The following is a 26,216-nucleotide window of genomic DNA, read 5'->3' as shown; positions in this document are numbered from 1 at the left end:
GCTCATCCGAAACAAATTTTAAGTCGCTCACCTTACAGGCTGCGGTCAATGTCCGCCTGCTGTGGCTGCCTTTACCCACAAGGTTTTTGTTCTCTTTTCGTTCTATATCGCATCACCCTCATTTGTCAAGGAATGGCACCAATCGAGGGGATGCGGCAGGCAACTGATATGGGATGAAAAACACCGCTTGCCAAATCAATAAGTATCGACTTATGCTTTTGTCATGATCGAAGCAGAGATTTTCCGCGCCCTGGCCGATCCGACGCGCCGCGCCGTGTACGAGCGGCTCGCCGGCGGCGAGATGAGCGTGTCGGAATTGCGCACCGGCATGAGCGTGTCGCAGCCGGCAGTGTCGCAGCATCTGGCCGTGCTGCGCGGCGCCGGCCTCGTCAGCGAAAGGCGGGCCGGCCGTAACGCCTATTACCGCGCCGATCCGCAAGGGATCGAGCCGCTGCTCGGCTGGATCGAACGCTACCGTGCATTCTGGCCGGACCGCATCGAAAGGCTGAAGGCCGTTTTGAAGGACATGGACCAATGAACGATGAAAAGCAGGCGCAGACCGCCAAGGATACCCTCGCCTTCGAATGCGATCTGCCGGACGCACCGGAAAAGGTGTGGCGGGCGCTGACCGTGCCGGAGCTTTTGGCGGCCTGGATGATGCCGAACGACATCAAGCCGGAAACCGGCAGCCGCTTTGCCTTTGCAGGACCGGTGGCGCCGATCGAGTGCGAAGTGCTCGATGCCGAACCGGGACGCCTGCTGCGCTACTCCTGGCGCGAAAGGTCCCACACCGGCGATGCCAACAGGCTGGACAGCATCGTCACCTTCACGCTCGCCCGCACCGTTTCAGGCGGCACGCATCTGCGCATTGTCCATGACGGGTTTGTGCAGGCGGCAATGCCCGTTGCGATGGCGGGCGCCGGCTGCCGGCTTTCGCTCAACGCATACAAGCCCAAACCGCCGATCGCCGCCAACGCGCCATATTTACTGATGTGCGCGGCCTGAACCGAAAAAATCAAATGGAGACAATGAGATGAGCGGCTTTGCCAATCTGGTGCCGATGGTCATCGAGCAATCGAGCCGCGGCGAACGCGCCTTCGACATTTTCTCGCGGCTGCTGCGCGAGCGCATCATCTTCGTCAACGGCGAGATAAATGACGGCATGTCGGCGCTGGTCTGCGCCCAGCTGCTGTCGCTGGAATCGGACCATCCCGACAAGGAAATCTCGCTCTACATCAACTCGCCGGGCGGCGTGGTCAGCAGCGGCTTCGCCATCTACGACACGATGCAATATGTCAGTTGCCCGGTGTCGACGGTGTGCATGGGCTTTGCCGCCTCGATGGCTTCGTTCCTGCTGATGGCGGGAACGCCGGGACGTCGCATTGCGCTGCCCAATGCCAGCATCGTGCTGCATCAGCCCCTGGGCGGCTTCCAGGGCCAGGCCTCCGACATCCAGCGCCATGCCGAAGGCATTTTGCGCACCAAGCGGCATATGACGGAGCTCTACGCGCAGCATTGCGGCCGCACCTATGAAGAGGTCGAACGCACGCTCGACCGCGATTTCTTCATGACCGCGAAGGAAGCCAAGGACTGGGGCCTCGTCGACCATGTTTTCGATACCCGCAAGCAGGCGGCGGCCTAAGCTGATTTGAGCGGAATCCACACACGTCAATCGAATGCAGATGTACCAAATCAAGAAAGCAATTTTCATCACCTATCAATGAATTCGGCGTTAGTTGCCTCCGTTGAACTATGAATAGAGGCACAAATGCCAAATCCTGCCAATCCAAACAAACGAGCATTCCGCGCTATATTAGCTATAACGGGAATATGCATGGCATTTTTCTTACTCGTTAATGTTCCCGGGGGGTATGGATGTTGGGCACGTGGCGGCGACGTGCGAATCGAAGGCGTATCCATTCGCTGCTACATGGATTTTAGCAACTGGCAACCAGGCGAGCCGGCGCGTCCTGCGTCAAACTAATATGGAATCACTTGAAGCCAGAGGCGAGTATGCGGCCCAATTACCGCATTGAAGGCTGGCCGGCGGCGTGCCATTTCAATGCAGCGGGTCTGGCCTCGCATCGATCGCGACATTATAGTTCTGCAATGCGCTACCGCCTGAACAGACTGATGACAGCCATAGCGATCACCGCCGCGACCGCTAGCGGAGCTTTTGCCGGGGACAGCACGTCCCAGCCGCCGAAAGGCGCCCTGCCCGGAGTGACCAGCGACTACCGCATCGCCAAGCCGGCGCCGCAGCCCGAGCCCGACGACGCGCTGCCTGCCGGCGAGAACGGCACCTTCAAGATCGGCAACACTGATGTCAGGATTTCCGGCACCATCACTGTGGATGTCGGCACGGGTGGGATCAAGCCGTCGCGCCGGTAGGGCTCGATCCTTCCGGGCCAACGCAGCCGACGCCGAAGTTGGTGGCTTCCGGTAAAATCGGCAGGCGATACCCTCACGCCAAAGCCAGCCCCAAAGAGCAGCCCCGCCGTTGCTTCCGCAAACGGTCGGGGCTTTTTTTGGATTCCAGATCCAACTTGCCGGTAGTGTTATACCGACTTTTATCTCGGATGCTTCGCGGCATTCAGCCGACGATCCGACTATCCGTCTCTGATTTTTGTGGGATTCGGCAGGTCACGGTTTGTCGGGTGGTTTTTGCATTGAAGCAATGCGTTCTTTTGGACGCATACACTCTTATGGCTTGAAACTACCCTGGCACTTATGCCCGCCGCGGCTCCAACGAGATGTGGAGCCTCAAAGGACTATCCGGTGGCGTCATGCTCCGCTCCTATGTCCGTTGCGACTGTTGTCGTCCGAAGCGCTAATCGCACCTGCCTGCGGCGTCTCGCAGGCCGCCTCTGGGCGGCGAGGCCATCGAAAGACGGCCGGCTTCGTTTGACTTGTGGAGACTGCGCCCCTGAGTCGGCGACGTCAACCGTTGAATAGCCGGTTACCGAAAAATGTGATCGCCGGGAGCTTACGTCAGGGTCAGTTCTTGAAACACCCTTGTCAGGTTTCTGCACAGCTTTGTCAGGAGCGTGTTCGGCCTTTGTTCTTTCCGCTTGCCCCGTCGCGCGAAAGACGGTTAAACGGTTTTGGTCGAGAAGTGTGGCGTCTCTCGACGTGGCTGCAAAAATACCTACATAGGGGATTGGCCGGGAAAACCCGCCGATCCCATGAAATCCAGACTGAGGCGGCGACCGGCTATGGCCGACCATAAATACCTTTCCATTCGCGGGGCGCGCGAACACAATCTCAAGAATGTCGATCTCGACCTGCCGCGTGACAGCCTGATCGTCATGACCGGCCTGTCGGGCTCCGGCAAATCCTCGCTTGCCTTCGACACCATCTATGCCGAGGGCCAACGCCGCTATGTCGAGAGCCTGTCGGCCTATGCGCGCCAGTTCCTCGAAATGATGCAAAAGCCTGACGTCGACCAGATCGACGGCTTGTCGCCGGCCATCTCGATCGAACAGAAGACGACGTCAAAGAACCCGCGCTCGACGGTCGGCACCGTCACCGAGATTTACGACTATATGCGCTTGCTGTTCGCGCGCGTCGGCATTCCCTATTCGCCGGCCACCGGCCTGCCGATCGAGAGCCAGACGGTCAGCCAGATGGTCGACCGGGTGCTGGCGGTCGAGGAAGGCACGCGCCTGTTCCTGCTGGCGCCGATCGTGCGCGGCCGCAAGGGCGAGTACCGCAAGGAACTCCTGGAGCTGCAGAAAAAGGGCTTTCAGCGCGTCAAGGTCGACGGCGTCTTCTACGAGATCGCCGACGTGCCGGCGCTGGACAAGAAGTACAAGCACGACATCGACGTCGTCGTCGACCGCATCGTCGTGCGCGGCGATCTTGCCACGCGCCTCGCCGACTCCATCGAAACGGCACTGAAGCTTGCCGAGGGGCTCGCCGTCGCGGAATTCGCCGACAAGCCGCTCGACGCCAGCCAGACCGGCGAGGACTCGGTCAACAAGTCGAAGAACGAGACGCATGAGCGCATCCTGTTCTCGGAAAAGTTCGCCTGCCCGGTGTCCGGCTTCACCATTCCCGAGATCGAGCCCAGGCTGTTCTCGTTCAACAACCCGTTCGGCGCCTGCCCGACCTGCGACGGTCTCGGTAGCCAGCGCGCCATCGACGCCAGCCTGATCGTGCCGGACGAGAACGTCTCGCTGCGCGACGGCGCCGTCAGCCCGTGGGCGAAATCGACCTCGCCCTATTACGCGCAGACGCTGGAAGCGCTGGGCAAGGCCTACGGCTTCAAGCTCGGCGACAAGTTCAAGGATCTGACCGAAGAGGCAAAGGAAGCCGTCCTGCGCGGCACTGGCGAGCGCGAAGTCACCTTCCAGTATGATGACGGCTTGCGCTCCTACAAGACGACCAAGACCTTCGAAGGCGTCATTCCCAATCTGGAGCGGCGCTGGAAGGAAACCGAATCCGCCTGGATGCGCGAGGAGATCGAGCGCTTCATGTCGGCAACGCCCTGCCCGGTCTGCAAAGGCTATCGGCTGAAGCCGGAAGCGCTGGCGGTGAAGATCGCCGGAAAACACATCGGCGAAGTCACCGAACAGTCGATCCGCAGCGCCGACAAATGGTTCACCGACCTGCCGGCGCAGCTCAACGACAAGCAGAACGAGATCGCGGTCAGGGTGCTCAAGGAGATCCGCGACCGGCTGCGCTTCCTCAACGATGTCGGTCTCGACTATCTGACGCTGTCGCGCAATTCCGGCACGCTGTCGGGCGGCGAGAGCCAGCGCATTCGCCTGGCGTCGCAGATCGGCTCGGGCCTCACCGGCGTGCTCTATGTGCTCGACGAGCCGTCGATCGGCCTGCACCAGCGCGACAATGCCCGCCTGCTCGACACGCTGAAGCATTTGCGCGACATCGGCAATACGGTGATCGTCGTCGAGCATGACGAGGACGCCATCCTGCACGCCGACTATGTCGTCGACATGGGACCCGCCGCCGGCATTCATGGCGGCGAGATCATCGCCCAGGGCACGCCGCAGCAGGTGATGGCCAACCCCAATTCGATCACCGGCAAATACCTGTCGGGCGCGCTTGAAGTGGCCACGCCTGGTGTCAGGCGCGAGGCGAAGAAGAACCGCCGGCTGAAGATCGTCGGCGCGCGCGGCAACAATCTGAAGAACGTCACCGCCGAAATCCCGCTCGGCACCTTCACCGCCGTCACCGGCGTGTCGGGCGGCGGCAAGTCGACCTTCCTGATCGAGACTTTGTTCAAGGCGGCGTCGCGCCGCATCATGGGCTCGCGCGAGCATCCAGCCGACCACGACCGGATCGAGGGGCTGGAATTCCTCGACAAGGTCATCGACATCGACCAGTCGCCGATCGGACGGACCCCACGTTCGAACCCGGCCACCTATACCGGCGCCTTCACGCCGATCCGCGACTGGTTCGCCGGTCTGCCGGAAGCCAAGGCGCGCGGCTACCAGCCGGGCCGCTTCTCGTTCAACGTCAAGGGCGGCCGCTGCGAGGCCTGCCAGGGCGACGGCGTCATCAAGATCGAAATGCACTTCCTGCCCGACGTCTACGTCACCTGCGATGTCTGCCATGGCAAGCGCTACAACCGCGAGACGCTCGATGTCGTGTTCAAGGGCAAGTCGATCGCCGACGTGCTCGACATGACCGTTGAGGAAGGCGTCGATTTCTTTGCCGCGGTGCCCGGCGTGCGCGACAAGCTCGACACGCTGAAGCAGGTCGGCCTCGGCTACATCCATATCGGCCAGCAGGCGACGACGCTGTCGGGCGGCGAGGCACAGCGCATCAAGCTGGCTAAGGAACTGTCGCGCAAGGCGACCGGCAAGACGCTCTACATCCTCGACGAGCCGACCACCGGCCTGCATTTCCACGACGTCGCCAAGCTTCTCGAAGTGCTGCACGAACTGGTCGACCAGGGCAACACGGTGGTGGTCATCGAGCATAATCTCGAGGTGATCAAGACCGCCGACTGGGTGCTCGATCTCGGCCCCGAAGGCGGCGACGGCGGCGGCGAACTGGTCGCACAGGGTACGCCGGAGGCCATCGTGCGCGAAAAGCGCAGCTACACCGGTCAGTTCCTCAAGGAGCTGTTGGAACGGCGCCCCGGGGGCAAGCGCGAAGCGGCGGAATAGCAGACAGACCGGTCGAGCGCCTGGAGAGCTTTGAATGTCATTCCGAAAGGCGCTTGCCGGTGATCTCGCCGCGATCGTCTCGCTGACGGAAGCCGCCTATGGGCACTACACGCCCCTACTCGGCGCGCCCCCGATCCCGGTCACCGAGGATTATGCGCCGCGCATCGAACGCGGCGAGGTCTGGCTGTTGGAGAGCGGGGCGGAGCTCGCCGGGCTGATCGTTCTCGAAAAACACCCCGATCATGCGATGATCTTCAGCGTCGCCGTCTCGCCTGCCTTCCAGGGCAAAAAACTAGGCATCGCGCTGCTCGATTTCGCCGGCGTACAGGCGCTGAAATGGGGCGTGCCGGAGATACGGCTCTACACCAATGCGCGCATGGAACGGAACATAGCGCTCTACACCGCCTATGGTTTTCGCGAAACCGGTCGCAGGGAAAAGTCCTACAGACCGGGATGGATTGTGGTCGACATGGCCAAGCCGGTCTCGAAATAGCCGGACCGCATTTTTAAGAACTGGGAGGAAGACGATGACCAGCCAAGGAACAATCCGCTCAGGCATGGGCGGCTGGACTTTCGAGCCCTGGGATACGTCCTTCTATCCGGACAAGCTGTCGAAAGCCAAGCAGTTGCACTATGCCAGCCGCCAGGTGTCGAGCATCGAGGTCAACGGCACCTATTATTCCAGCTTCAAGGAGCCGACCTTCATCAAATGGGCAAGCGAGGCGCCGGACGGTTTCGTCTATTCGCTGAAAGGCAACCGCTTTGTCACCAACCGCCGCGTGCTCAGCGAAGCCGGCGAGTCCATGACGCGCTTCCTCAGCTCCGGCGTTGCAGCACTGGGCGACAAGCTGGGACCGATCCTGTGGCAGTTCGCGCCGACGAAAAAGTTCGATGCCGACGATTTCGAGGCCTTCCTGAAACTGCTGCCGGAAAAGCAGGACGGGGTGGCGCTGCGCCACGCGCTCGAAGTGCGCAACGACAGTTTCATCGTTCCCGAATTTGTGAGCCTTGCGCGCAAATACAAGGCGGCGATCGTCTACGCCGACCATGCCAAATACCCCGACATTGCCGACATCACCGGCGATTTCATCTATGCGCGGCTGCAGACCGGCTCGGACGACAATCCGGACTGCTACACGCCGAAGGGTCTGGACGAATGGGCGGCGCGGGTAAAAACCTGGGCGGAAGGCAAGCAGCCGGCCGATCTGCGGCGCGCCGACCCGGCTTTCGACGCGCCGGTGAAGCCGCGCGACGTGTTCGCCTACTTCATCACCGAGGGCAAGGTGCGCGCGCCGTTCGGCGCCATGGCGCTGATGAAGCGGGTGAGCTGATCGGTTCAGAGCAATTCCAGGAAAAGTGTGAAACGGTTTTCCCGGGGAAAGCGCTAAGCGTTTTTCCCGGGAATGCGTTTCAACCCAGAATTGCTCCAAATCAAGCGAAACGTGGTATCTTCCCCGCCGTCGTAACCTTATCGATACCTCCTTGCTGCATGAATCCGGTCCGGCCCGGTTGCAAGAGCCAGGTCGCCGCGGGCAAGGACGAGGGCATGTCGCTCGACTACAACTCCCTTCTTTTGGCTGTCGGTTTTTCCGCCGCTTGCCTCTGCATGACCTTGTTCGGAATCTGGCTTACCGCGCGTTCGGAAAAATTTCTGCTGACATGGGCGGTCAGCGTGCTTCTGATCGTCGCCGACGTCTTCGCCTACCAGGCCTATATCGACACGCCCGGACGCCTGCTCGGCCTCGCCACCTTCACCTTCCTGCTGCTCGGCTTCGCGACCATGCTGGGCGCCGCCCACCAATTCACCACCGGCCGCTCGCCGCTGCCGCGCATCGTCATCGGCGCCGGCGCCTCGCTGGCGATCGCCTTGCCGCCAATGGCGCTTGGCTATGACGGGCTGGGCTTCATGCTGGAAAATGCCTTTGCCGCGCTGCTCTTGTTTGCGACGGCCTATGAGTACTGGAAGGGGCGCACCGAATTCCCTGCCCCGATCATCGGCATTGCCGGGCTTTATACGGCCACTGCCATATCCTTCGTGTTGTGCTCCGGGGTGCTGGTCTGGGATGGCAGGCTGGTGCTCGGCCATGCGCCGAGCAACTGGGCCGAAGATCTCAGCCTCATCGTCGTCATCGCCTGCATGACCGGCATCGGCGCGCTGTCGCTGGCGCTCAACCAGGGGCGCCTGGCACAGCATCACCGCCGCGAAGCGCTGACCGACCCGTTGACCGGCCTGCTCAACCGACGCGCTCTGTTCGACCTGCATGGCAAAACGCCGGTCGGGGTGTTCACCGCCGTGATCGTGTTCGATCTCGATGGCTTCAAGGCCATCAACGACGAGTTCGGCCATGCCACCGGCGACGAGGTGCTGAAACTGTTCGCCAAGGATTTGACCGCCAATCTCCAGCCGGGCGACGTCGCCGCGCGCATGGGCGGAGAGGAATTTGCGCTGGTCCTCGATCGCATTCTGCCTGAGAAGGTGGAATTCATAGCCGAGCGCATTCGGGCCAGTTTTGCCTCGCGCCGCATCGACACCGAGACCCGGCTGCTCGCCTGCACGGTCAGCGCCGGCTACGCCTTCGGCAGCGAGGGCGGCAGCAAATTCGACAAGGTGCTCAGCGCCGCCGACAAGGCGCTCTACGGCGCCAAGCGCGGCGGCCGCAATCGTGTGCTCGCCTTCCGGCGCGCCGGGTAGGCTGAACGGTCAGGCCGCCAGGACGATCTCGTTGTAGGTATCGAGATCGACGTAGAAAACCTTGGTGATTTCGCCGATCAGCTCATCCGGCTGGTAGCCCTGCGAGCGCAGAATGTTGATGGCGGTGATGATGTCGACGCGCTCTGTCAGCCGTCGTTTCTGGTGGTCCTCGACGAACCGTTCCATAGCCTATTCTCCTGGCAAGATTATCTGGACGCATTGACCGACAATCAGAACTGCGAGGGAAAGCTAGGATGGCTTGCTTGCGTGGAACTTGCAGGCTGAGCCAGCGCATTCCCCCGATCTGCTACAGACTGATACGGAAGCGGCCGACTCACCGAGGCCTGACAAAGACTAGCATGCAGTATTGCGGGTGCCAGTGTTGAGTATGGCGCTGTGCGCGTCGCTCCGCTCCTTGCTGCGCCCTGGGAATGACGAGGGGCTCCTGAGCGATTGGTGCAGTCGTTCGACCTGCGCTACACCGTCAGAAACTTTCTGACATCCGCCCTGTCCAGATCTTCGGCCGGGCCGGTGTGGACGATCTGGCCGCGGTCCATGATGTTGACCTCGTCGGCGAGTTCGCGGCAGAAATCGAGATATTGCTCGACCAAAAGCACGGCGATGCCGGCCTGGTCGCGCAAATAGCGGATGGCGCGGCCGATATCCTTGATGATCGACGGCTGGATGCCTTCGGTCGGCTCGTCGAGCACCAGCAGTTTCGGCCGCATCACCAGCGCCCGACCGATGGCGAGCTGCTGCTGCTGGCCGCCGGAGAGATCGCCGCCGCGGCGGCCCAGCATCTGCTTCAGCACCGGGAACAATTCGAAGACATGCGCCGGCACGTTGCGGTCGGCGCGCTTCAACGGCGCAAAGCCGGACTCCAGGTTTTCGCGTACCGTCAGCAGCGGGAAGATCTCCCTGCCCTGCGGTACGAATGCGATGCCCGACCGGGCGCGATCATACGCCGCGCTCCGGTCGAGCGCCTTCCCCTCGAAGGCAACGCTTCCGCTCGTCAGCCGGTGGTGGCCGACGATCGATCTCATCAAACTGGTCTTGCCGACGCCGTTGCGGCCGAGCACGCAAGTGATCTTGCCGGCTCCCGCCTTCAACGATACGCCGCGCAGCGCCTGGGCGGCGCCGTAGTGGAGCGTGGCGTTGGAAACTTCGAGCATGTCAGCGCCTCTTCCAGAAGCGAAGGAAAGACAGATCGAAGCGATGGAATTGTACCCGCCACACCATGCTCATCTCCCCAGATAGACTTCAACGACGCGCTCGTCGGCCGAGACGAAATCGAGCGTCCCTTCCGACAGCACCGAGCCCTCGTGCAAGCAGGTGACCTTGACGCCGAGCTCGCGCACGAAATGCATGTCGTGCTCGACGACGATCACCGAATGGTCGCGCGCTATATCCTTGAGCAGGCGTGCGGTTTCCTCGGTCTCGGCATCGGTCATGCCGGCAACCGGCTCGTCGACCAAAAGCAGCTTCGGGTCCTGCGCGAGCAGCATACCGATCTCCAGCCATTGTTTTTGGCCGTGGCTGAGGTTGGCCGCGAGATCGTGACGCTTGTCGCCGAGCCGGATGACACCGAGTATGTCGTCGATCTGCCGCGCTTCGGCGACTGAGCGGCGATGGAACAGCGCCGGGAAGATGGAGCGCGGCCCCTTCAGCGCCAGCATCAGATTGTCTTCGACGCTGTGGCTTTCGAAAACGGTCGGCTTCTGGAATTTGCGGCCGATGCCCATCATGGCGATCTCGGCCTCGTCGTGCCGGGTGAGATCGACCTGACCATCGAAGAACACCTCGCCCTCGTCGGGCCGTGTCTTGCCGGTGACGATGTCCATCATCGTCGTCTTGCCGGCGCCGTTGGGGCCGATGATGGCGCGCATCTCGCCCTTGTCGAGCACCAGCGACAGATTGTTGATGGCGCGAAAACCATCGAAGGAGACAGAAACGCCGTCGAGATAAAGGATGGTGTTGGACTTCGACATCGCTCTACTCCGCCGGCTGCGGTTCGGGGCCGGACGCGGGCCAGGCACCGGGCGTTGTCGCGGCGCTGCGGACGATCTTTGGCGGCGGAGCATCGGCATCGCTGCCGGCTTCCTCGGCGATCGCGGCAGCGCGCATCGCCTTGGCGTTGCCGCGCCAGGAATCCCACATGCCGATGATGCCCTTGGGCAGGAACAAAGTGACGGCGACAAACAGGCCGCCCAGCGCAAACAGCCAGAATTCCGGCAGCACGCCGGTGAACCAGGATTTGCCGGCGTTGACGAGAAGCGCGCCGACGATCGGGCCAACGATGGTGCCGCGGCCGCCGACGGCCGCCCAGATCACCACTTCGATCGAGTTGGATGGCTCGAACTCTCCGGGATTGATGATGCCGACCTGCGGCACGTAGAGCGCGCCGGCGATGCCAGCCATGACGGCCGAGACGGTGAAGGCGAACAGCTTCACATTCTCGGCCCGCCAGCCGAGGAAGCGCGTGCGGCTTTCGGCATCGCGCACAGCCATCAAGAGCTTGCCGTATTTGGAACCGACGATGGCCCAGGTGACAAAGACGGCCAGCGCCAGCGTCACCGCGCTGGCGGCGAACAGCGCCGAGCGCGTCGCGTCGGCCTGAACGTTGAAGCCCAAAATGTCCTTGAAATCGGTCAGGCCGTTGTTGCCACCAAAACCCATATCGTTGCGGAAGAAGGCGAGCAGCAGCGCATAGGTCATCGCCTGGGTGATGATGGAGAGATAAACGCCGGTGACGCGGCTGCGGAAGGCGAACCAGCCAAAGACGAAGGCGAGCAGGCCGGGTACGGCCAGAACCATGAGTGCGGCGAACCAGAAATGGTCGAAGCCGGTCCAGAACCACGGCAATTCCTTGTAGTTCAAGAACACCATGAAATCGGGCAGGACCGGGTTGCCATAAACGCCGCGCGAGCCGATCTGGCGCATCAGATACATGCCCATCGCATAGCCGCCGAGCGCGAAGAAGGCGCCGTGGCCGAGCGAGAGGATGCCGCAATAGCCCCAGACGAGATCGAGCGCCAAGGCAAGCAGCGCATAGCAGAGATATTTGCCGGTGAGCGCGACGATATAGGACGGGATGTAGAAGGCGCTGGTCGGCGACACAGCGAGGTTGAGCAGCGGCACGACGATGGCGGCGGCCAACAGGATGAAGATGGTAATGGCGATGCGACGGTCGGCGCCCGCGGCGAAGAAGCGTCCGGTGATCATGCTTCCACCGCCCTGCCCTTGAGCGCGAACAGGCCGCGCGGGCGTTTCTGGATGAACAGGATGATCAGGACGAGCACGACGATCTTGCCGAGCACGGCGCCGGCATAGGGCTCAAGCACCTTGTTGACGATGCCGAGCGAGAAGGCGCCGACCAGCGTGCCCCAGAGATTGCCGACGCCGCCGAAGACGACGACCATGAAACTGTCGATGATGTAGCCGCGGCCGAGATTGGGCGAGACATTGTCGATCTGGCTGAGCGCGACGCCCGCAATGCCTGCAATGCCGGAGCCCAGCGCAAAGGTCAGCGCATCGACCCAGGGCGTGCGGATGCCCATGGAGGCGGCCATGCGGCGGTTGGCGGTGACGGCGCGCATCTGCAGGCCCCAGGGCGTGCGCTTCATGACATAGTGCAGCACGCCGAAGACGGTGAGCGCGAAGACCAGGATCCACAGGCGGTTCCAGGTGATGGCGAGCTGGCCGACATCGAACGAACCAGACATCCAGAAGGGGTTGCCGACCTCCTGGTTGGTCGGGCCGAAGATCGAGCGCACCGCCTGCTGCAGGACCAGCGAGACGCCCCAGGTCGCGAGCAGCGTTTCCAGCGGCCGGCCGTAGAGAAAACGGATGATGCCGCGCTCGATGATCAGCCCGACGGTAGCGGCAACCAGGAAGGCGAGCGGCAGCGCGATCACCAGCGACCAGTCGAACAGACCGGGGAATGAGGTGCGGATCACCTGCTGGACGACGAAGGTGGTGTAGGCGCCGAGCATGACCATCTCGCCATGCGCCATGTTGATGACGCCCATGACGCCGAAGGTGATGGCAAGGCCGATGGCCGCGAGCAGCAGCACTGAGCCGAGCGAAATTCCGTACCAGATGTTCTGGCCGGCATCCCACAGCGCCAGGCTCGAATTGATGCTGGAGATCGCCGCCGTCGCCGCGTCCTTGACCGTGCCTTGCGCATTGGCCTCGACCGACGTGAGCAGGGACAGCGCGTCGCGGTCACCCCGCGCACCGATGAGCGCGATGGCCGCGAGCTTGTCGGCCTCGGGCTTGTCGGAGACCAGAACCGATGCCGCGCGCGCCTGTTCGAAGAGCGCCTTGACCTTGGCATCGGTCTCGGCGGCGATTGCGGCGTCGAGCGGCTCGATGTTGGCGGCATCGGGCGTCTTGAACATGGTGTCGGCGGCAGCGATGCGGACAGCCGGATCTTTCGCACGCAATGTCAGCGTGCCCAATGCATCGCGGATCACGCGGCGCAGCGTGTTGTTGACCTTGATCTTGGTGATGTCGGCCTTGGCGGCGTCGCCTTCGCTCTCGCCGCTCAGCGGGTCGAGCAGCGTGACACTGTCGCCGGCCTCATTGCCGACGAAGACGCCTGAATCGGCCTTGCGGATGTAAAGATTACCCTCGGCAAGTGCGGCTAGCGGCCGTTCGACCAGCGGATCGCCGGTGGCGGCAAGCTCGCGCACCACGGCCTCCGTGGCGGCAAAACCGGTGCCCGCGGCAAATTTGGCGATGATGGCGCGCAGATCGGATTCGGCTGCGTTCGACGGCAACAGACTTGCCATAAGGAACACCAGCATGAGGCCGAAAGCGCGCAACAGGATCATCCGTTCAGATACTTTCCGGGTGGTGGATGGCGTCCGGGCGGGCTGAAGCGCCCGGACGCCTTGCGGTCTCTGGCCGTGGAACCGGCCAGTCCCGGGAGGGATCAGTTCGTACCCTTACCGCCGCACCTGCCGGTGGCGACGTTGAAGTTGCCGCAGGACAGAGGCGCGCGCCAATCGGAGATCAGATCCTTGGAGTCAGGCAGATAGTCGGACCACTCGTCGCCCATCACCAGGCCGGGCGTCTGCGACACAGTCTCGAACTGGCCATCGGCCTGGATCTCACCGATCAGCACCGGCTTGGTGATGTGATGGTTCGGCATCATCGTCGAATAGCCGCCGGTGAGGTTCGGCACGGACACGCCGACCATGGCGTCGATGACCTTGTCCGGATCGGTGGTGCCGGCCTTCTCGACCGCCTTCACCCACATGTTGAAGCCGATATAGTGGGCCTCCATCGGGTCGTTGGTGGTGCGCTTGTCGTTCTTGATGAACTTGTGCCAGTCGGCGATGAACTTCTTGTTCTCGGGCGTATCGACGCTCTCAAAGTAGTTCCAGGCGGCGAGATGGCCGACCAGCGGCGCGGTGTCGAGACCGGCCAGTTCTTCCTCGCCGACCGAGAAGGCCATGACCGGGATGTCCTCGGCCTTGATGCCCTGGTTGCCGAGCTCCTTGTAGAAGGGAACGTTGGCGTCGCCATTGACGGTCGAGACGACGGCGGTCTTCTTACCGGCCGAGCCGAACTTCTTGATCGCCGAGACTTCGGTCTGCCAGTCGGAGAAGCCGAACGGCGTGTAGTTGACCATGATGTCTTCAGCGGCGACGCCCTTGGCCTTCAGATAGGCCTCGAGGATCTTGTTGGTGGTGCGGGGATAGACATAGTCGGTGCCTTCCAGCACCCAGCGCTTCACCGAGCCGCCATCCTCGCTCATAAGATAATCGACGGCCGGAATAGCCTGCTGGTTGGGAGCCGCGCCGGTGTAGAACACGTTGCGCTCGCTTTCCTCGCCCTCATACTGGACGGGATAGAACAGGATGTTGTCGAGCTCCGAGAACACCGGCAGCACCGATTTGCGCGACACCGATGTCCAGCAGCCGAACACGGCGGCAACCTTGTCCTTGGAGATCAGCTCGCGCGCCTTTTCGGCAAAGAGCGGCCAGTTGGACGCCGGATCGACAACGACCGCTTCCAGCTTCTTGCCGAGCAATCCGCCCTTGGCGTTTTGCTCTTCGATGAGCATCAGCATGGCGTCTTTCAACGTCGTCTCCGAAATCGCCATGGTCCCCGACAGCGAATGCAGAATGCCGACCTTGATCGTGTCTTCGGCGGCCTTGGCCGGAGACGACATCGACAGGCCGGCAGCGACCACGCCGGCCGAAAACATTTTTGTTATTGTAGAGAAATTACCCCTCATACCGAAGACTCCCCGAGCTGGTTGATTGCACCGCAACACTGCAATGCAACAGCCGTGCCAAATGCAAAGGCACCGCCCGGAAAGGAGGAATAGACCAACGTTATCAACCTGTTATTATATTAGCCTAAAGAAAACAAAGGCAGCCGGTTAAAGATTGATTGAGGGAAATTTGCGCAGCGCACAAGGCTTTTGCCTAATTTTCGCCCAAGTATGGCAAGTGCCTAGTTTTTGAACTCCAGCAGCGGCATGCGGATGAACAATATTGCGGCACGGCGCAAAAATGGGGCAAGCTCATTCCGCAAACGAGTGACCCGATGACATCCCGCATCTCCTGCATTTCCGGTATCCTGCTGCTGATGGCAACGAGCGGCGCGGCGCGCGCCGATTTCAGCGACGGCAAGCTGCCGGACGGCACCTATCACTGCGAAGTCTATCTGCTCGGCGCCTTCCTCAATCTTGGCGACATCACCATCAAGGGCAATGTCTATAGCGGACCGGTGACGTTCGGCACCGCGCTGCAAAGCTACAACTACCAGATGAACGCCAATGGCGAGATCACCTGGCTGGGCCCGCTGGGCGGCTACACCAGCGGCGGCAATTCCGTCTCGATGACGCAAGCGACACTGGATGGCGAGACCACCCCCTCCTTCGACATCATCCTGAAGCAGCCCGACGGCGCCTTCACCGCCTCGACCTGCACCAAGGGCTGAGCAGGCCGACCATTTGCCGCGCTCGCTTGAGGCGGAACCTTCCTCTCCTGTCATGCGGATGTTGCCGAAGCAGACTAGGGCAGCGGTGCGCCGTAACATCCACCCTGAGAGGCAGACACCATGGCCAACGCACCGTCTTCATCCTCGCCCGTCATCCGCGACATCATCGCCGAGCGCGTCTCGCGCCGGTCTCTTTTGAAAGGCGGCCTTGCCTCCGGCGCGCTGCTTGCCGGCGGCAGCTTCGTCGGCTCCTTGTTTGCCGGCGAAACGCATGCAGCGGCAGCGCAGTCGACGCTCGGCTTTCCCGAACTGAAGCGGGTCTACGACAAGACCCATGCCGCCGCCGAAGGCTATGAGACAACCATCGTCGCGCGCTGGGGCGATCCGCTTGCAGCCGGCCTCGCCGAATTCGACGGCAACAAGGTCGCTGCGGACGAGCAGGAAAAGCGCTTCGGTTACAACTGCGACTACATCGCCTTCATGCCGCTACCCAAGGGCACGGTGAATTCCGACCATGGCCTGCTCTGCGTCAACAACGAGTACATCTCGCCCAATGTGATGTTTCCGGGCACGACCGAGGACGACGCCGGCAAGACGATGACCAAGGAGCAGGTCGATCTCGGCATGGCGGCGATGGGCCATTCGATCGTCGAGGTGCAGCTGAAGGACGGCAAGTGGGAAACCGTGGCCGACAGCCCGCTCAACCGCCGTATCACCGCCAACACAGAAATGACCGTTTCCGGACCAGTGGCCGGCCATGCCTTGATGAAGACCACGGCCGACGCGACCGGCACCAAGGTGCTCGGCACCAGCTACAACTGCAGCGGCGGCTTCACCCCCTGGGGCACGGTGCTGACCTGCGAGGAAGGCGTGTCCGACATCTTTGGTGGCGACCCGAAGAAGGCGCCGACCGCTGAACTGCTCGACCGCTATGGTTTCGACGGCTCCGACATCTATGGCCGCGGCCGCTTCCACGACCGCTTCAACCTCGACAAGGAACCAAACGAGGCCAACCGCTTCGACTGGGTGGTCGAGATCGATCCCTACGACCCGCAGTCCAAGCCGGTGAAGCGCACCGCACTCGGACGCATGTCGCATGAGGCCTCGACCGTCGTCCTCAACAAGGACGGCCGGGTCGTGGTCTACATGGGTGACGACGATTATTTCGAGTACATGTACCGCTTCGTCTCGGCCAAGGCCTATGACAAGGCCAACCCGGCCTCCGGCGCCGATCTGCTCGACGACGGCGTGCTGTCGGTCGCCCGCTTCGACGCCGACGGGTCGATGACATGGCTGCCGCTGGTGCACGGCCAGGGCAAGCTCACCACTGAAAACGGTTTTGCCGACCAGGCCGAAGTGCTGCTGAAGACGCGGTTTGCCGCGGATGCGCTCGGCGCCACGCCGATGGACCGGCCGGAGGACATCGAGACCAATCCGGTGACCGGCCGCGTCTATGCGGTGATGACCAAGAACAAGAAGCGCGACCAGTCGAAGGTAAATCCGGCCAACACCCGTCCCGAAAACCTCTGGGGCCACATTGTCGAGCTGATCCCGCCCGGCGGACGCGGCGCGGACGCCGACCATACGGCGGAAAAGTATGCCTGGGACCTGTTCGTGCTCTGTGGCAATCCCAGGGATGCCAAGGTCGGCGCCACCTTCCATCCCGATACGTCGGACAATGGCTGGTTCGTCTGCCCCGACAACATCACCTTCGATCCGGCCGGCCGGCTGTGGGTGGCGACCGACGGCGCCAATGATTTCGACCTGCCGGACGGCGTCTATGGCGTCGATACGGAGGGTGCTGCGCGCGGCCTGCCCAAACTGCTGTTCACCTGCCCGCATGGCGCCGAAGCGACCGGCCCGTGCTTCACGCCGGACGGCACCACGCTGTTCCTGTCGGTACAGCACCCTGCGGAAGACGCCGAGACGCTCGACAAGGTGCAGACGCTGTGGCCCGATTTTAGGGATGGCCAGTTGCCGCGGCCGTCTGTCGTCGCCATCCGCCGCAAGGACGGACAACCGGTCGGCGCTTGATCCTGAGAAAAAGGCGGAACGCTTGCGCGTTCCGCCTTTACGTCCGGGAGGACGGTTTGGTCTGACATCGCCCCGGTACCGGGGCGATGCATAGGGCTCAGATCGTCTTGGCCGACATTTGCGAGGCGATGTATTCGGCCTGGCGAATCGCCAGCGACACGATGGTCAGCGTCGGGTTTTCCGCCGCACCGGTGGTGAACTGGCTGCCGTCCGACACGAACAGGTTCTTGATGTCGTGCGCCTGGCCATGCTTGTTGACGACACCGTCTTCCGCCTTCTCGCTCATCCGGTTGGTGCCGAGATTGTGGGTCGAGGGATAGGGCGGCGTCGGGAACGAGCGCGTGGCACCGACTGCATCATAGAGCGCTGTCGCCTGCTTGTAGGCATGGTTGCGCATCGCCGTGTCGTTGGGGTGATCGTCGAAATGGACGTCGGCGATCGGCATGCCGTGCGCGTCCTTCTCGTCCTTGTGCAGGGTGATGCGGTTTTCCGCGCGTGGCATATCCTCGCCGACGATCCACAGGCCGGCCATGTGATCATAGTGGTCGAGCGCGGTGGTGAAGGAACGGCCCCAGCCGCCGGGATTGAGGAAGGCGGCCATGAAGGGCAGGCCGAGCGACAGCGTCTCGAACTCGTAGCCGCCGACAAAGCCGCGTGATGGGTCGTGGCGCGCCTCGTCGCGGATGATGCCGGCCATGGTGGTGCCGCGATACATGTGCACCGGCCTGTCGAAGATGGCGTAGACAGAGCCGGTGGTGTGGCGCATGTAGTTCTTGCCCACCTGCCCTGACGAATTGGCGAGGCCGTGCGGGAATTTGGATGACTCCGAATTGAGCAGCAGGCGCGGGCTTTCGATCGAATTGCCGGCGACGGCGACGATGCGGGCCTTCTGCTCCTGCAGCTTGCCGTCCTTGTCGGCATAGACGACGCCGATCACCTTGCCCGAGGCGTCGTGGTTGATCTTGATCGCCATGGCGTTCGGCCGGACTTCGAGATGGCCAGTCGCCTCGCCTTTGGGGATCTCGGTGTAGAGCGTCGACCATTTGGCGCCCCATTTGCAGCCCTGGAAGCAGAAGCCGGTCTGCTGGCAGGAGTTGCGGTCGTCGCGCTGGACGGAATTGATGGCCATGTTGCCGGTATGGCATTCCTTGTAGCCGAGCTTGTCGGCGCCGGCCTTGAGCACCTTGAAGTTGTTGTTGCCCGGCAGCCGCGGCCAGTCATTGGTGCCGGTGACGCCCATCTTGGCTTCGGCCTTGGCGTAGTAGGGTTCCATCTCGGCCAGCGTGACCGGCCAGTCCAGAAGGGTCGCGCCCTCCACTTTGCCGTAGTTCGTAAGTGCCTTGAACTCATGCTCCTGAAAGCGCAGCGAGGCGCCGGCCCAGTGCGTGGTCGAGCCGCCGACCGATTTGACGATCCAGGCCGGCAAATTGGGAAAATCCTTCGACACCCGCCAGTCGCCGGACGTCGTGCGCTTGTCCGTCCAGGCGAGCTGGCTGAATGAGGCCCACTCGTCGTTGATGAAATCCTCATATTCGTGGCGGGCGCCGGCCTCCAGGATGACGACATCGACGCCTTTTTGGGCAAGTTCGTTGCCGAGCGTGCCGCCGCCGGCGCCCGAGCCGATGATGACGACCACATTTTCGTTCTTGAGATCAAATGGTGCTGCCATGGTTTCCTCCCATGAGTTCCTGTTTGCGGGGCTTCAAAACGACAGAGGGCTCAAAGCCACTCGATGTCGTCGAAACCGCGCGCGATGTAGCCGCCCTTGGAATAGGATTCGCCCTCGTAGCCGAAGATCGGCCACACCTCCTGCTGGTTGTAGAGGCTGACGACGAGGCCGCCGCGGATGGACTGGAAGAACGGTGTCGCTTCGATCTGCTGCAGCACGGCGACGCGCTGCTCCTCCCAGCCGAGACCGCGATAGCCGCCCTCGCCCGACTTCTTGTCGAGGTCGGCAATGCCGTCTTCGATCATCGTCTTGTAGGCGGCGTCCTTGCCGGCCTGCTCGTCATGTCCCTTGACGGCGATGGCGTAATATTTGTCCGGGACCTGATCGTGCGGATAGATGTCGCGCGCCATCTGGATCAGCGTCGCCATGGTTTCGGGCTTGAGTGCGGATGTCTCAAGGCCCCAGGCATTTTCGGGGCTGATGACCGCACTGCCGGAGACGACGAGCAGCGCGCCGATGCCGCCGCGTTTGAGAAGCTCACGACGTGAGAGCCCAGGCTTCGCGTCATAGATCGTGACCATTTGTTCCTCCCTGCTTGCTATTTGCGCCCTTTAAGAGCGCCGTTGCTGGCGGCCGCGCAGCTGACGCGGCCGGATAGTCCCCTACTGGAAGCGCCCTCCACGCTGCAGAACCTCGATCTTGTAGCCGTCGGGGTCCTCGATGAAGAAAAAGCGGGCGATCAGCGACCCATCGCGGTTGAACTCGACGATCTTCTTCGGGTTGAGGCCGAGCGCGCCGATCCGGTCGTGCTCGCTGTCGAGATCGGCAACCGAGACCGCCAGGTGGCCGTAACCGTCGCCAAGCCCATAAGGCTCGGTGCGGCCCTTGTTCACGGTGAGTTCGAGTTCGAATCCGGTTTCGGGGTTGGCGAGGTAAATCAGCGTGAAGGTCTCGAAATCCAGCCTGTCGGCGATATCGAGCCCGAAGGCGTTTCTGTAGAAATCGACGGACCGGGCCTCCTCGAGAACCCGGATCATGGAATGGATCGCCTTCGCCAAATCAGTCTCCGTGGCTGCATGTTGGAGACGATTATGAGCGGTGCGTATAAAAGGTGGTGGCAGCCCGTTACCACGCCTGAATTCACAATTTGCGTAATCTGCGGCTCAACGACGAAAGTCCGATTGCCGATTCGGCCCACAAGGCCGAAAATGCAGGGACAAGCACAAACGTGAAGGCGCGATCGAGGCGCCCAAAACCAACAATATCGGGAGGTAAGGATGTGCAGGGTTTTTGCCGGCCAGGATCCGGAAGGCTACCGACAGATCAATCGGTCGATCCGCATCGACGGGCATTCGACCAGCATCCAGCTTGAAGCGACCTTCTGGGCGCTGCTCGACGAGATCGCCGACAGCCAGGGCCTGACAACGCCGAAATTCATCTCAAAACTCTACGACGAGGCGATCGAGATCAACGGCGCCATTCCCAACTTCGCCTCGATGCTGCGCACCACCTGCGCGCTGTATCTGCGCGGTCACCGGCCCGACATGGATGAGCTGACGCCGAAGCGCGAAGCCGCCTGAAGCCTATGCCTCGGCCGCGACGTCGAGCCCGAGCCGGACCATGTCGGTGAAAAGCGCCTGACGTTCGGAATAGGCGGTTAGCTCGTCGGTCACGATATTGTCGACGACGGTCAGCAGCGACAGCGCGCGGGCGCCGAAATGCGCCGCGAGGCGGTAGAGCGCGCTGGTTTCCATGTCGACGGCGAGCGCGCCAAGCGCCTGTGCTTCAGCGAATCGAGCGCGCCCTTCCGGGTGATAGAACACATCGCTGCAGATGGTCAGCCCTGCCTGATGGTCGATGCCGAGTTGGGCGGCGCAGGCCAACGCGTGGGCGAACAGGCCGGGATCTGGCCCGGCGGCGGCATCGTATAGGCCGAAGACCTGGCCGCTTCGCTCGCTTTCGGCGCGCACCGATTGCGAGATCACCACGGAACGCAGCGGCACATCGGTGGTCAGGCCGCCGCAGGTGCCGGTGCGGATCAGCGTCTTGACGCCGTGGAAATCCAGGAGCTCATGCACATAGACCAGGAAGGACGGGACACCGATGCCGGTGGCCTGGATGCTGACGGGACGACCGCGGTAGAGGCCGGTGAAGCCCAGCGCGCCCCTTCGGCGGTTGACGCAGCGCGGCGCCTCCAGAAAGGTTTTCGCCATCCACTCGGCGCGCTGCGGGTCGCCCGGCAACAGCACCGTTGCGGCATAGTCACCCTTGGCTGCCTCGTTGTGCGGCGTCACGACATGCTCCCCAAAACCCGCCGCCCGTTTCGCCTGTAATCATGGCAGCGTCACGTCATTGCGCAAGCGGTGAATTAGGGTGGCCTAAAGCGCGTCGCCAGCGACGCACTTTAGGCTTTTGTTTTATGCATGTCGTTTTCTCAAAAGCGGGCCACTTTTGAGCGACATGCATCAGGATTCAAGCACGTCCTTGACGACGGTGGCCAGTTGCTTGAGCGAAAACGGCTTCGGCAGGAAGCCGAATTGCGCGTCAGGCGGCAGGTTCCGGGCGAACGCATCTTCGGCATAGCCGGACACGAAGACAAATTTGATGTCGGGCTGGCGCTTGCGCAATTCGCCAAGCAGCGTTGGGCCGTCCATTTCCGGCATCACTACGTCGGACACGACGATATCGACCTTGCCGCCGAGCGCTTCGAAGACTTCCAGCGCCTCGACGCCCGAGGACGCCTCATGCACGGTGTAGCCGCGCGAGGTCAGCGCCCGCGAGCCGCCCATGCGCACCGCGTCCTCATCCTCGACCAGCAGCACCGTGGCCGAGCCCGAGAGGTCCTTGCCGGGATCGGCGGCCTTCACCGGTGCAACCGGCGCCTCGCTGACGTCGCCGGGCTTTTTCGCCTCGACGATGTGGCGCGGCAGGAAGATGCGGAAGGTCGAACCCTTGCCGACTTCGGAATCGCAGTAGATGAAGCCGCCGGTCTGCTTGATGATGCCATAGACCATCGACAGGCCAAGGCCGGTGCCCTTGCCGACCTCCTTGGTGGTGAAGAACGGCTCAAAAATCTTCTTCAGCACGTCGGGTGCGATGCCTGAGCCGGTATCCTCGACCTCGACCAAGACATAGTCGGCCGGGGTGAGTTCGCGGTAGGCAAAGCTCTTGCACTCGTCCGCCGTGACGTTTCGGGTGCGCACAGTGAGGTCGCCACCCGCCGGCATTGCGTCGCGCGCATTGACCGCGAGATTCACCACCACCTGCTCGAACTGGCCGATGTCGACCTTCACCGGCCACAGGTCGCGGCCGTGGTCGACCTTGAGCTTGATGTCGTTGCCGACCAGGCGCGCAAGCAGCATCCTGAGATCGGCAAGCACGTCGGTCAGGTTCAGCACTTCCGGCCGCAGCGTCTGCTTGCGCGAGAAGGCGAGCAGCTGCCGCACCAGCGAGGCCGCGCGGTTGGCGTTCTGCTTGATGTTCATGATGTCGGGGAAGGATGGGTCCGACGGGCGGTGATTGGTCAACAAAAGGTCCGACGCCATGATGATGGCGGTCAGCACATTGTTGAAATCGTGGGCGATGCCGCCGGCGAGCTGGCCGACCGCCTGCATTTTCTGGCTTTGCGCCATCTGGCCCTCGAGCGCCTTCTGCTCGGTGGTGTCGACGGCATAGACGATCGCCGATTCCTCGGCCCCCTCGCCGCCGGTGCCGTCGGCAACCGCGTTGACGTAGAAGCGGATGTGGCGCTCCTCATTGCCGGGCAGCAGCGTGTCGATCGGATCGATGTCGGCCTGCCTGAGCCGCGCCTTTTCGAAGGCGGCGGCAAAGGCTGGACGGTCGCGCTCGTGGATGACCGTATCCAGCCGCACGCGGCGGTCGACGGCATCGCGGTCGACGACGGAGGCAAACAGCGACAGGAACGGCGCGTTGGTGCGCAGGATGCGGCCGCTGGCGTCGACGCCGGCAATCGCCATCGGCGTCGAGTTGAAGAAGCGGGTGAAGCGCACTTCCGAGGCGCGAAGGTCGGCGGACGCGTCCTCGCCTTGCGTGCGGTTGAGCACGATGGTTCGGGTCGGACCGTTGGTCCCCTCGCGACTGGCCGAGACGCGGTGCATGAAGCGCACAGGCAGCGCCTCGCCGGTTGTCGTCGTCAGATCGAGATCGATGACGGCGTTGCGGGTGGTGCCGGGATCGGCCTTGACCGAGCGCACCAGCGCCATGCCGTCGCCGGCGACGATTTCCGGCAGCGTGACCGCGCCAGGCGTGAAGCTCGCGAGATCAATGCCCAGCCATTCGGCGAGCGTGGCGTTGATGTAGGTGACGCGACCCTCCTGGTCGGCCGAGAAGAAGCCGGCCGGGGCGTGGTCGAGGTGGTCGATGGCCTTTTGCAGGTCGAGGAAGAAACGCTCCTGCTCGGCCCGTTCCTGCGAGATATCGGCTAGCTGCCAGGCAAGCATCGGCAGGCGCTGGCCGGGAACGCTGAAGGTGCGGGCCCGCGCCCGGTACCAGCGTGCGCCTGGTTCGGCGCCCGGCCGGATCGACTGCGCCAGCCGGAATTCGCCGTCGCCGGCCTGGCCGTCGCGCAGACCCGAGGCCAGCCGGTATATGGTCACCGAGGCTTCGGGAACATCGGAAAGCAGGCCTTCGACCGTCTTCAGATCGGCGGCCGACGCGGCACCGGTCATCTCGGCATAGGCCCGATTGGCGTAGACGACGCGGCCCTTGGTATCGGTGACGATCAGGCCCTGCGACATCGAATCGACGAAGGCCTTCGACAGCTCATCGCCGGTCGAACGCGGCGCGATCTGCACGAAGCCGATGGCCGTGGCGAACAGGAAGCCGACGCCGATCATGGCAAGCACGCCCAGCATGCCGAGCAGGAAGGGATCGCCAAGCCGCTCGCGGAAAAGGCCGAAAACGACCGCGGCCCCGGTCAGGACGATGATGAAGACGATGAGCCGGGTAACCGCGCCTGGCCGCGTGTTCTGGTCGACGATCGGTACCGGATAGAAATCGCCGCGCGTTTCCCTGGCCATATGCCCCCTGCTCGTGAGTTTGTCCGACACCGCCCCCGGCCGGTTGAATCACATTCTCCTAATCCGGAAAAGGCCTTGGCGGCAAATGTCGGATAAAAATGACGCGCCGGTGTTTCAAGCTGTTCATGAAGCGTGAAGGCAACTTGCGGTGGCCGGTCGCAACAGTCTAGTGTCGCCTCCACTTCAAAACCGATTTGGGGGCACCGATGCAGTGGCTGGATAGCGTGGCGGGTCCTGGATATGCCGCAGCGCTGCTGTGGACGTTTGCCGCCCTTGTCCTGCTGGTCATCGTGCTTGTCATCATCAGGCTGGTCCGCAACCTGACTTTCGGCACCTTCGTTGCCGGCGGCAGGAACCGCAAGACGCGGCTGGCGGTCATGGACGCCACCGCGGTCGACAGCCACCGCCGGCTGGTGCTGATCCGTCGTGACGATATCGAACACCTGATTTTGATCGGCGGCCCGACCGATGTCGTCGTCGAGCGCGACATCAGGCTGGCAGCGCCGCGCCGTCCGGCATTGACCGGCGATGGCGGTGGTGGCCAACAGCAACAGGCGCCGCGTCCGCGCGCAGCACAACCCGCCGCACCCGCAAGGCAGGCGCCGCCGCCGCAACCGGTAAGGGCGGCCCCTGCCGCCGTTCCGCCACGCCAGGCCGCGCCGGCGCCGAAACCAGCCCAGATCTACCAGGCCAGCAATGTGACACCGCTGCCGGCCTATGGCGCTGCCGCCAATACCGCCCGGCAGGCGCCGCCGCCACCGAAGCGCGAGTCCATCGACGACACGCTGATGCGGGAGCTCGAGGTCTCGCTCGATGATTCGCACGCCAGCAAGCCGGCGGCAAAAGCGCCGGCTTCGCTCGACGACGAGATGACCAAGCTGCTCGGCGAGTTGGCCAGCCAGAAGCGCTAGCGGCAATCGAGATCGTCGACGGCCTAGAGCGTTTCACCGTTCCACTGAAAACGGCGAACTGCCCGCACTGGCGAGATGATTTCGCTCCTATTTGCTGGATCAGCCTCCAATACAGATTCGAATTTTACACTCACGGATGAGCGTTTTTGCCGAAAAGGGCTTCCGCCCATTGCCGCAAGTCCAAAACCAAAACAGAAATGGCCGGGAAACCCGGCCATTTCTAATGAAGCAGTTCTGCCCTGCGGCTGCGGCTCAATCGTCGCGATAGACCTTCTCGCGGCGCTCGTGGCGCTCCTGCGCTTCGATCGACAGGGTCGCGATCGGGCGTGCGTCGAGACGCTTGAGCGCGATCGGTTCGCCGGTTTCCTCGCAGTAGCCGTAAGTGCCTTCATCGATGCGCTGCAGCGCCGAATCGATCTTTGAAATGAGCTTGCGCTGGCGGTCGCGGGCGCGGAGCTCAATAGCGCGGTCGGTTTCCGAAGAAGCCCGATCGGCAAGATCGGGGTGGTTGGCGTTTTCCTGCTGCAGGATTTCGAGAGTTTCGCGCGCTTCGCGCAGTATGTCGTTCTTCCAAGTGACGAGCTTCAGGCGGAAGTATGATTTCTGCCGTTCGTTCATGAACGGCTCGTCTTCGGAGGGTACGTAATCGGCGGTAGAGATATCGTTCATTCGACTCACCCAACAACCCCAAATTTGGGGCCTATATATTCGCGCAGACAAGGCTGCACAAGCGTAATCGGCGCGCGTTTCACGCAATTGTTAATGCCGTATGCAGCA

General features: G+C 62.6%; 24 protein-coding genes. 12 read left to right on the top strand and 12 right to left on the bottom strand.

Going from position 1 to position 26,216, the window contains the following annotated elements; all coding sequences use genetic code 11:
* The first annotated feature begins 223 nt into the window (after positions 1–223).
* From AC1DZ8_RS17140 to AC1DZ8_RS17105, 8 genes are all read left to right on the top strand, one after another.
* Positions 224–538 carry an ArsR/SmtB family transcription factor gene (locus AC1DZ8_RS17140; RefSeq protein ID WP_477304128.1) on the top strand — a complete coding sequence of 105 codons (315 nt, stop codon included), beginning with the start codon at positions 224–226 and terminating at the stop codon, positions 536–538.
* Complete coding sequence (locus AC1DZ8_RS17135; RefSeq protein WP_477304126.1) at positions 535–1,005, top strand: SRPBCC family protein; 471 nt, start codon at positions 535–537, stop codon at positions 1,003–1,005. The genes AC1DZ8_RS17140 and AC1DZ8_RS17135 overlap by 4 nt, the downstream gene beginning before the upstream one ends.
* Positions 1,006–1,033: 28 nt before the next feature.
* Positions 1,034–1,642 carry an ATP-dependent Clp protease proteolytic subunit gene (locus tag AC1DZ8_RS17130; protein ID WP_477304124.1) on the top strand — a complete coding sequence of 203 codons (609 nt, stop codon included), beginning with the start codon at positions 1,034–1,036 and terminating at the stop codon, positions 1,640–1,642.
* A gap of 491 nt (positions 1,643–2,133) precedes the next feature.
* Positions 2,134–2,391 (top strand): hypothetical protein, encoded by a 258-nt coding sequence (locus AC1DZ8_RS17125; RefSeq protein WP_477304122.1) that lies wholly within the window; start codon positions 2,134–2,136, stop codon positions 2,389–2,391.
* An 824-nt stretch (positions 2,392–3,215) separates the two neighbouring features.
* A complete protein-coding gene (gene uvrA, locus AC1DZ8_RS17120) occupies positions 3,216–6,137 on the top strand; it encodes an excinuclease ABC subunit UvrA (protein ID WP_477401259.1) in 2,922 nt (973 codons plus the stop codon).
* Between the two features lie 34 nt (positions 6,138–6,171).
* Positions 6,172–6,630 carry a GNAT family N-acetyltransferase gene (locus AC1DZ8_RS17115; RefSeq protein ID WP_477304118.1) on the top strand — a complete coding sequence of 153 codons (459 nt, stop codon included), beginning with the start codon at positions 6,172–6,174 and terminating at the stop codon, positions 6,628–6,630.
* A gap of 34 nt (positions 6,631–6,664) precedes the next feature.
* A complete protein-coding gene (locus AC1DZ8_RS17110) occupies positions 6,665–7,468 on the top strand; it encodes a DUF72 domain-containing protein (protein WP_477304116.1) in 804 nt (267 codons plus the stop codon).
* A 215-nt stretch (positions 7,469–7,683) separates the two neighbouring features.
* Positions 7,684–8,829 (top strand): GGDEF domain-containing protein, encoded by a 1,146-nt coding sequence (locus tag AC1DZ8_RS17105; RefSeq protein ID WP_477304114.1) that lies wholly within the window; start codon positions 7,684–7,686, stop codon positions 8,827–8,829.
* A 9-nt stretch (positions 8,830–8,838) separates the two neighbouring features.
* Here the strand turns inward: AC1DZ8_RS17105 and AC1DZ8_RS17100 are convergent, their stop codons facing one another.
* The 6 genes from AC1DZ8_RS17100 to urtA all read right to left on the bottom strand — a co-directional run bounded on the left by AC1DZ8_RS17100 (position 8,839) and on the right by urtA (position 15,076).
* Positions 8,839–9,015, bottom strand: coding sequence for a hypothetical protein (locus tag AC1DZ8_RS17100; RefSeq protein ID WP_477266637.1), 177 nt, complete (start codon positions 9,013–9,015; stop codon positions 8,839–8,841).
* A 290-nt stretch (positions 9,016–9,305) separates the two neighbouring features.
* Positions 9,306–10,001: an urea ABC transporter ATP-binding subunit UrtE gene (gene urtE / locus AC1DZ8_RS17095; protein ID WP_013895283.1), complete on the bottom strand. Its 696-nt coding sequence runs from the start codon at positions 9,999–10,001 to the stop codon at positions 9,306–9,308.
* A gap of 69 nt (positions 10,002–10,070) precedes the next feature.
* Complete coding sequence (gene urtD / locus AC1DZ8_RS17090; protein WP_477304111.1) at positions 10,071–10,817, bottom strand: urea ABC transporter ATP-binding protein UrtD; 747 nt, start codon at positions 10,815–10,817, stop codon at positions 10,071–10,073.
* Positions 10,818–10,821: 4 nt separating this feature from the next.
* Entirely contained in the window at positions 10,822–12,051 is a 1,230-nt protein-coding gene (urtC, locus tag AC1DZ8_RS17085) for an urea ABC transporter permease subunit UrtC (protein ID WP_477304109.1), read from the bottom strand.
* Positions 12,048–13,664 carry an urea ABC transporter permease subunit UrtB gene (gene urtB, locus AC1DZ8_RS17080; protein WP_477304107.1) on the bottom strand — a complete coding sequence of 539 codons (1,617 nt, stop codon included), beginning with the start codon at positions 13,662–13,664 and terminating at the stop codon, positions 12,048–12,050. The genes urtC and urtB overlap by 4 nt, the downstream gene beginning before the upstream one ends.
* A gap of 101 nt (positions 13,665–13,765) precedes the next feature.
* Positions 13,766–15,076: an urea ABC transporter substrate-binding protein gene (urtA, locus tag AC1DZ8_RS17075; protein ID WP_477304105.1), complete on the bottom strand. Its 1,311-nt coding sequence runs from the start codon at positions 15,074–15,076 to the stop codon at positions 13,766–13,768.
* 314 nt (positions 15,077–15,390) lie between these two features.
* On the opposite strand from urtA, the gene AC1DZ8_RS17070 reads away from it, so the two are divergent.
* Positions 15,391–15,786, top strand: coding sequence for a hypothetical protein (locus AC1DZ8_RS17070; RefSeq protein ID WP_477304103.1), 396 nt, complete (start codon positions 15,391–15,393; stop codon positions 15,784–15,786).
* Between the two features lie 120 nt (positions 15,787–15,906).
* Positions 15,907–17,820: a PhoX family protein gene (locus AC1DZ8_RS17065; RefSeq protein WP_477304101.1), complete on the top strand. Its 1,914-nt coding sequence runs from the start codon at positions 15,907–15,909 to the stop codon at positions 17,818–17,820.
* A gap of 97 nt (positions 17,821–17,917) precedes the next feature.
* Here the strand turns inward: AC1DZ8_RS17065 and AC1DZ8_RS17060 are convergent, their stop codons facing one another.
* From AC1DZ8_RS17060 to AC1DZ8_RS17050, 3 genes are all read right to left on the bottom strand, one after another.
* Entirely contained in the window at positions 17,918–19,489 is a 1,572-nt protein-coding gene (locus AC1DZ8_RS17060) for a GMC family oxidoreductase (protein ID WP_477304099.1), read from the bottom strand.
* A 50-nt stretch (positions 19,490–19,539) separates the two neighbouring features.
* A complete protein-coding gene (locus AC1DZ8_RS17055; protein ID WP_477304097.1) occupies positions 19,540–20,070 on the bottom strand; it encodes a gluconate 2-dehydrogenase subunit 3 family protein in 531 nt (176 codons plus the stop codon).
* Between the two features lie 81 nt (positions 20,071–20,151).
* Positions 20,152–20,547, bottom strand: coding sequence for a VOC family protein (locus tag AC1DZ8_RS17050; RefSeq protein ID WP_477304095.1), 396 nt, complete (start codon positions 20,545–20,547; stop codon positions 20,152–20,154).
* Between the two features lie 219 nt (positions 20,548–20,766).
* Here AC1DZ8_RS17050 and AC1DZ8_RS17045 point away from each other — a divergent pair, with 219 nt between their 5' ends.
* Positions 20,767–21,069, top strand: a complete 303-nt coding sequence (locus tag AC1DZ8_RS17045) for a ribbon-helix-helix domain-containing protein (RefSeq protein ID WP_181057146.1) — start codon at positions 20,767–20,769, stop codon at positions 21,067–21,069.
* A gap of 3 nt (positions 21,070–21,072) precedes the next feature.
* On the opposite strand, the gene AC1DZ8_RS17040 is transcribed toward AC1DZ8_RS17045, so the two are convergent.
* Together AC1DZ8_RS17040 and cckA are read right to left on the bottom strand one after the other, a co-directional pair.
* Positions 21,073–21,783 (bottom strand): purine-nucleoside phosphorylase, encoded by a 711-nt coding sequence (locus AC1DZ8_RS17040; protein ID WP_477401255.1) that lies wholly within the window; start codon positions 21,781–21,783, stop codon positions 21,073–21,075.
* Between the two features lie 171 nt (positions 21,784–21,954).
* Positions 21,955–24,528: a cell cycle histidine kinase CckA gene (gene cckA / locus AC1DZ8_RS17035; protein WP_477304091.1), complete on the bottom strand. Its 2,574-nt coding sequence runs from the start codon at positions 24,526–24,528 to the stop codon at positions 21,955–21,957.
* Between the two features lie 206 nt (positions 24,529–24,734).
* Between cckA and AC1DZ8_RS17030 the strand changes: the two genes are divergently transcribed.
* Positions 24,735–25,439, top strand: a complete 705-nt coding sequence (locus tag AC1DZ8_RS17030; protein WP_477304089.1) for a hypothetical protein — start codon at positions 24,735–24,737, stop codon at positions 25,437–25,439.
* Positions 25,440–25,691: 252 nt separating this feature from the next.
* Here AC1DZ8_RS17030 and dksA read toward each other — a convergent pair whose 3' ends face one another.
* Complete coding sequence (gene dksA, locus AC1DZ8_RS17025) at positions 25,692–26,108, bottom strand: RNA polymerase-binding protein DksA (RefSeq protein WP_112395407.1); 417 nt, start codon at positions 26,106–26,108, stop codon at positions 25,692–25,694.
* Between the last annotated feature and the right edge of the window lie 108 nt (positions 26,109–26,216).

The organism is Mesorhizobium sp. P2_F7 (genome assembly GCF_056403695.1).
Note: the sequence above shows the minus strand (reverse complement) of the source record. Positions and strands in the feature narration are given on the sequence as shown.

Coding starts and splice junctions, on each gene's coding strand:
- AC1DZ8_RS17135 (WP_477304126.1), top strand. CDS start 535: ATGAACGATGAAAAGCAGGCGCAGACCGCCAAGGATACCCTCGCCTTC.
- AC1DZ8_RS17055 (WP_477304097.1), bottom strand. CDS start 20,070: ATGGTCACGATCTATGACGCGAAGCCTGGGCTCTCACGTCGTGAGCTT.
- AC1DZ8_RS17100 (WP_477266637.1), bottom strand. CDS start 9,015: ATGGAACGGTTCGTCGAGGACCACCAGAAACGACGGCTGACAGAGCGC.
- AC1DZ8_RS17125 (WP_477304122.1), top strand. CDS start 2,134: ATGACAGCCATAGCGATCACCGCCGCGACCGCTAGCGGAGCTTTTGCC.
- urtD (WP_477304111.1), bottom strand. CDS start 10,817: ATGTCGAAGTCCAACACCATCCTTTATCTCGACGGCGTTTCTGTCTCC.
- cckA (WP_477304091.1), bottom strand. CDS start 24,528: ATGGCCAGGGAAACGCGCGGCGATTTCTATCCGGTACCGATCGTCGAC.
- AC1DZ8_RS17060 (WP_477304099.1), bottom strand. CDS start 19,489: ATGGCAGCACCATTTGATCTCAAGAACGAAAATGTGGTCGTCATCATC.
- urtC (WP_477304109.1), bottom strand. CDS start 12,051: ATGATCACCGGACGCTTCTTCGCCGCGGGCGCCGACCGTCGCATCGCC.
- AC1DZ8_RS17030 (WP_477304089.1), top strand. CDS start 24,735: ATGCAGTGGCTGGATAGCGTGGCGGGTCCTGGATATGCCGCAGCGCTG.
- AC1DZ8_RS17070 (WP_477304103.1), top strand. CDS start 15,391: ATGACATCCCGCATCTCCTGCATTTCCGGTATCCTGCTGCTGATGGCA.
- urtA (WP_477304105.1), bottom strand. CDS start 15,076: ATGAGGGGTAATTTCTCTACAATAACAAAAATGTTTTCGGCCGGCGTG.
- AC1DZ8_RS17140 (WP_477304128.1), top strand. CDS start 224: ATGATCGAAGCAGAGATTTTCCGCGCCCTGGCCGATCCGACGCGCCGC.
- urtB (WP_477304107.1), bottom strand. CDS start 13,664: ATGATCCTGTTGCGCGCTTTCGGCCTCATGCTGGTGTTCCTTATGGCA.
- AC1DZ8_RS17065 (WP_477304101.1), top strand. CDS start 15,907: ATGGCCAACGCACCGTCTTCATCCTCGCCCGTCATCCGCGACATCATC.
- AC1DZ8_RS17045 (WP_181057146.1), top strand. CDS start 20,767: ATGTGCAGGGTTTTTGCCGGCCAGGATCCGGAAGGCTACCGACAGATC.
- AC1DZ8_RS17130 (WP_477304124.1), top strand. CDS start 1,034: ATGAGCGGCTTTGCCAATCTGGTGCCGATGGTCATCGAGCAATCGAGC.
- AC1DZ8_RS17105 (WP_477304114.1), top strand. CDS start 7,684: ATGTCGCTCGACTACAACTCCCTTCTTTTGGCTGTCGGTTTTTCCGCC.
- urtE (WP_013895283.1), bottom strand. CDS start 10,001: ATGCTCGAAGTTTCCAACGCCACGCTCCACTACGGCGCCGCCCAGGCG.
- AC1DZ8_RS17115 (WP_477304118.1), top strand. CDS start 6,172: ATGTCATTCCGAAAGGCGCTTGCCGGTGATCTCGCCGCGATCGTCTCG.
- AC1DZ8_RS17110 (WP_477304116.1), top strand. CDS start 6,665: ATGACCAGCCAAGGAACAATCCGCTCAGGCATGGGCGGCTGGACTTTC.
- dksA (WP_112395407.1), bottom strand. CDS start 26,108: ATGAACGATATCTCTACCGCCGATTACGTACCCTCCGAAGACGAGCCG.
- uvrA (WP_477401259.1), top strand. CDS start 3,216: ATGGCCGACCATAAATACCTTTCCATTCGCGGGGCGCGCGAACACAAT.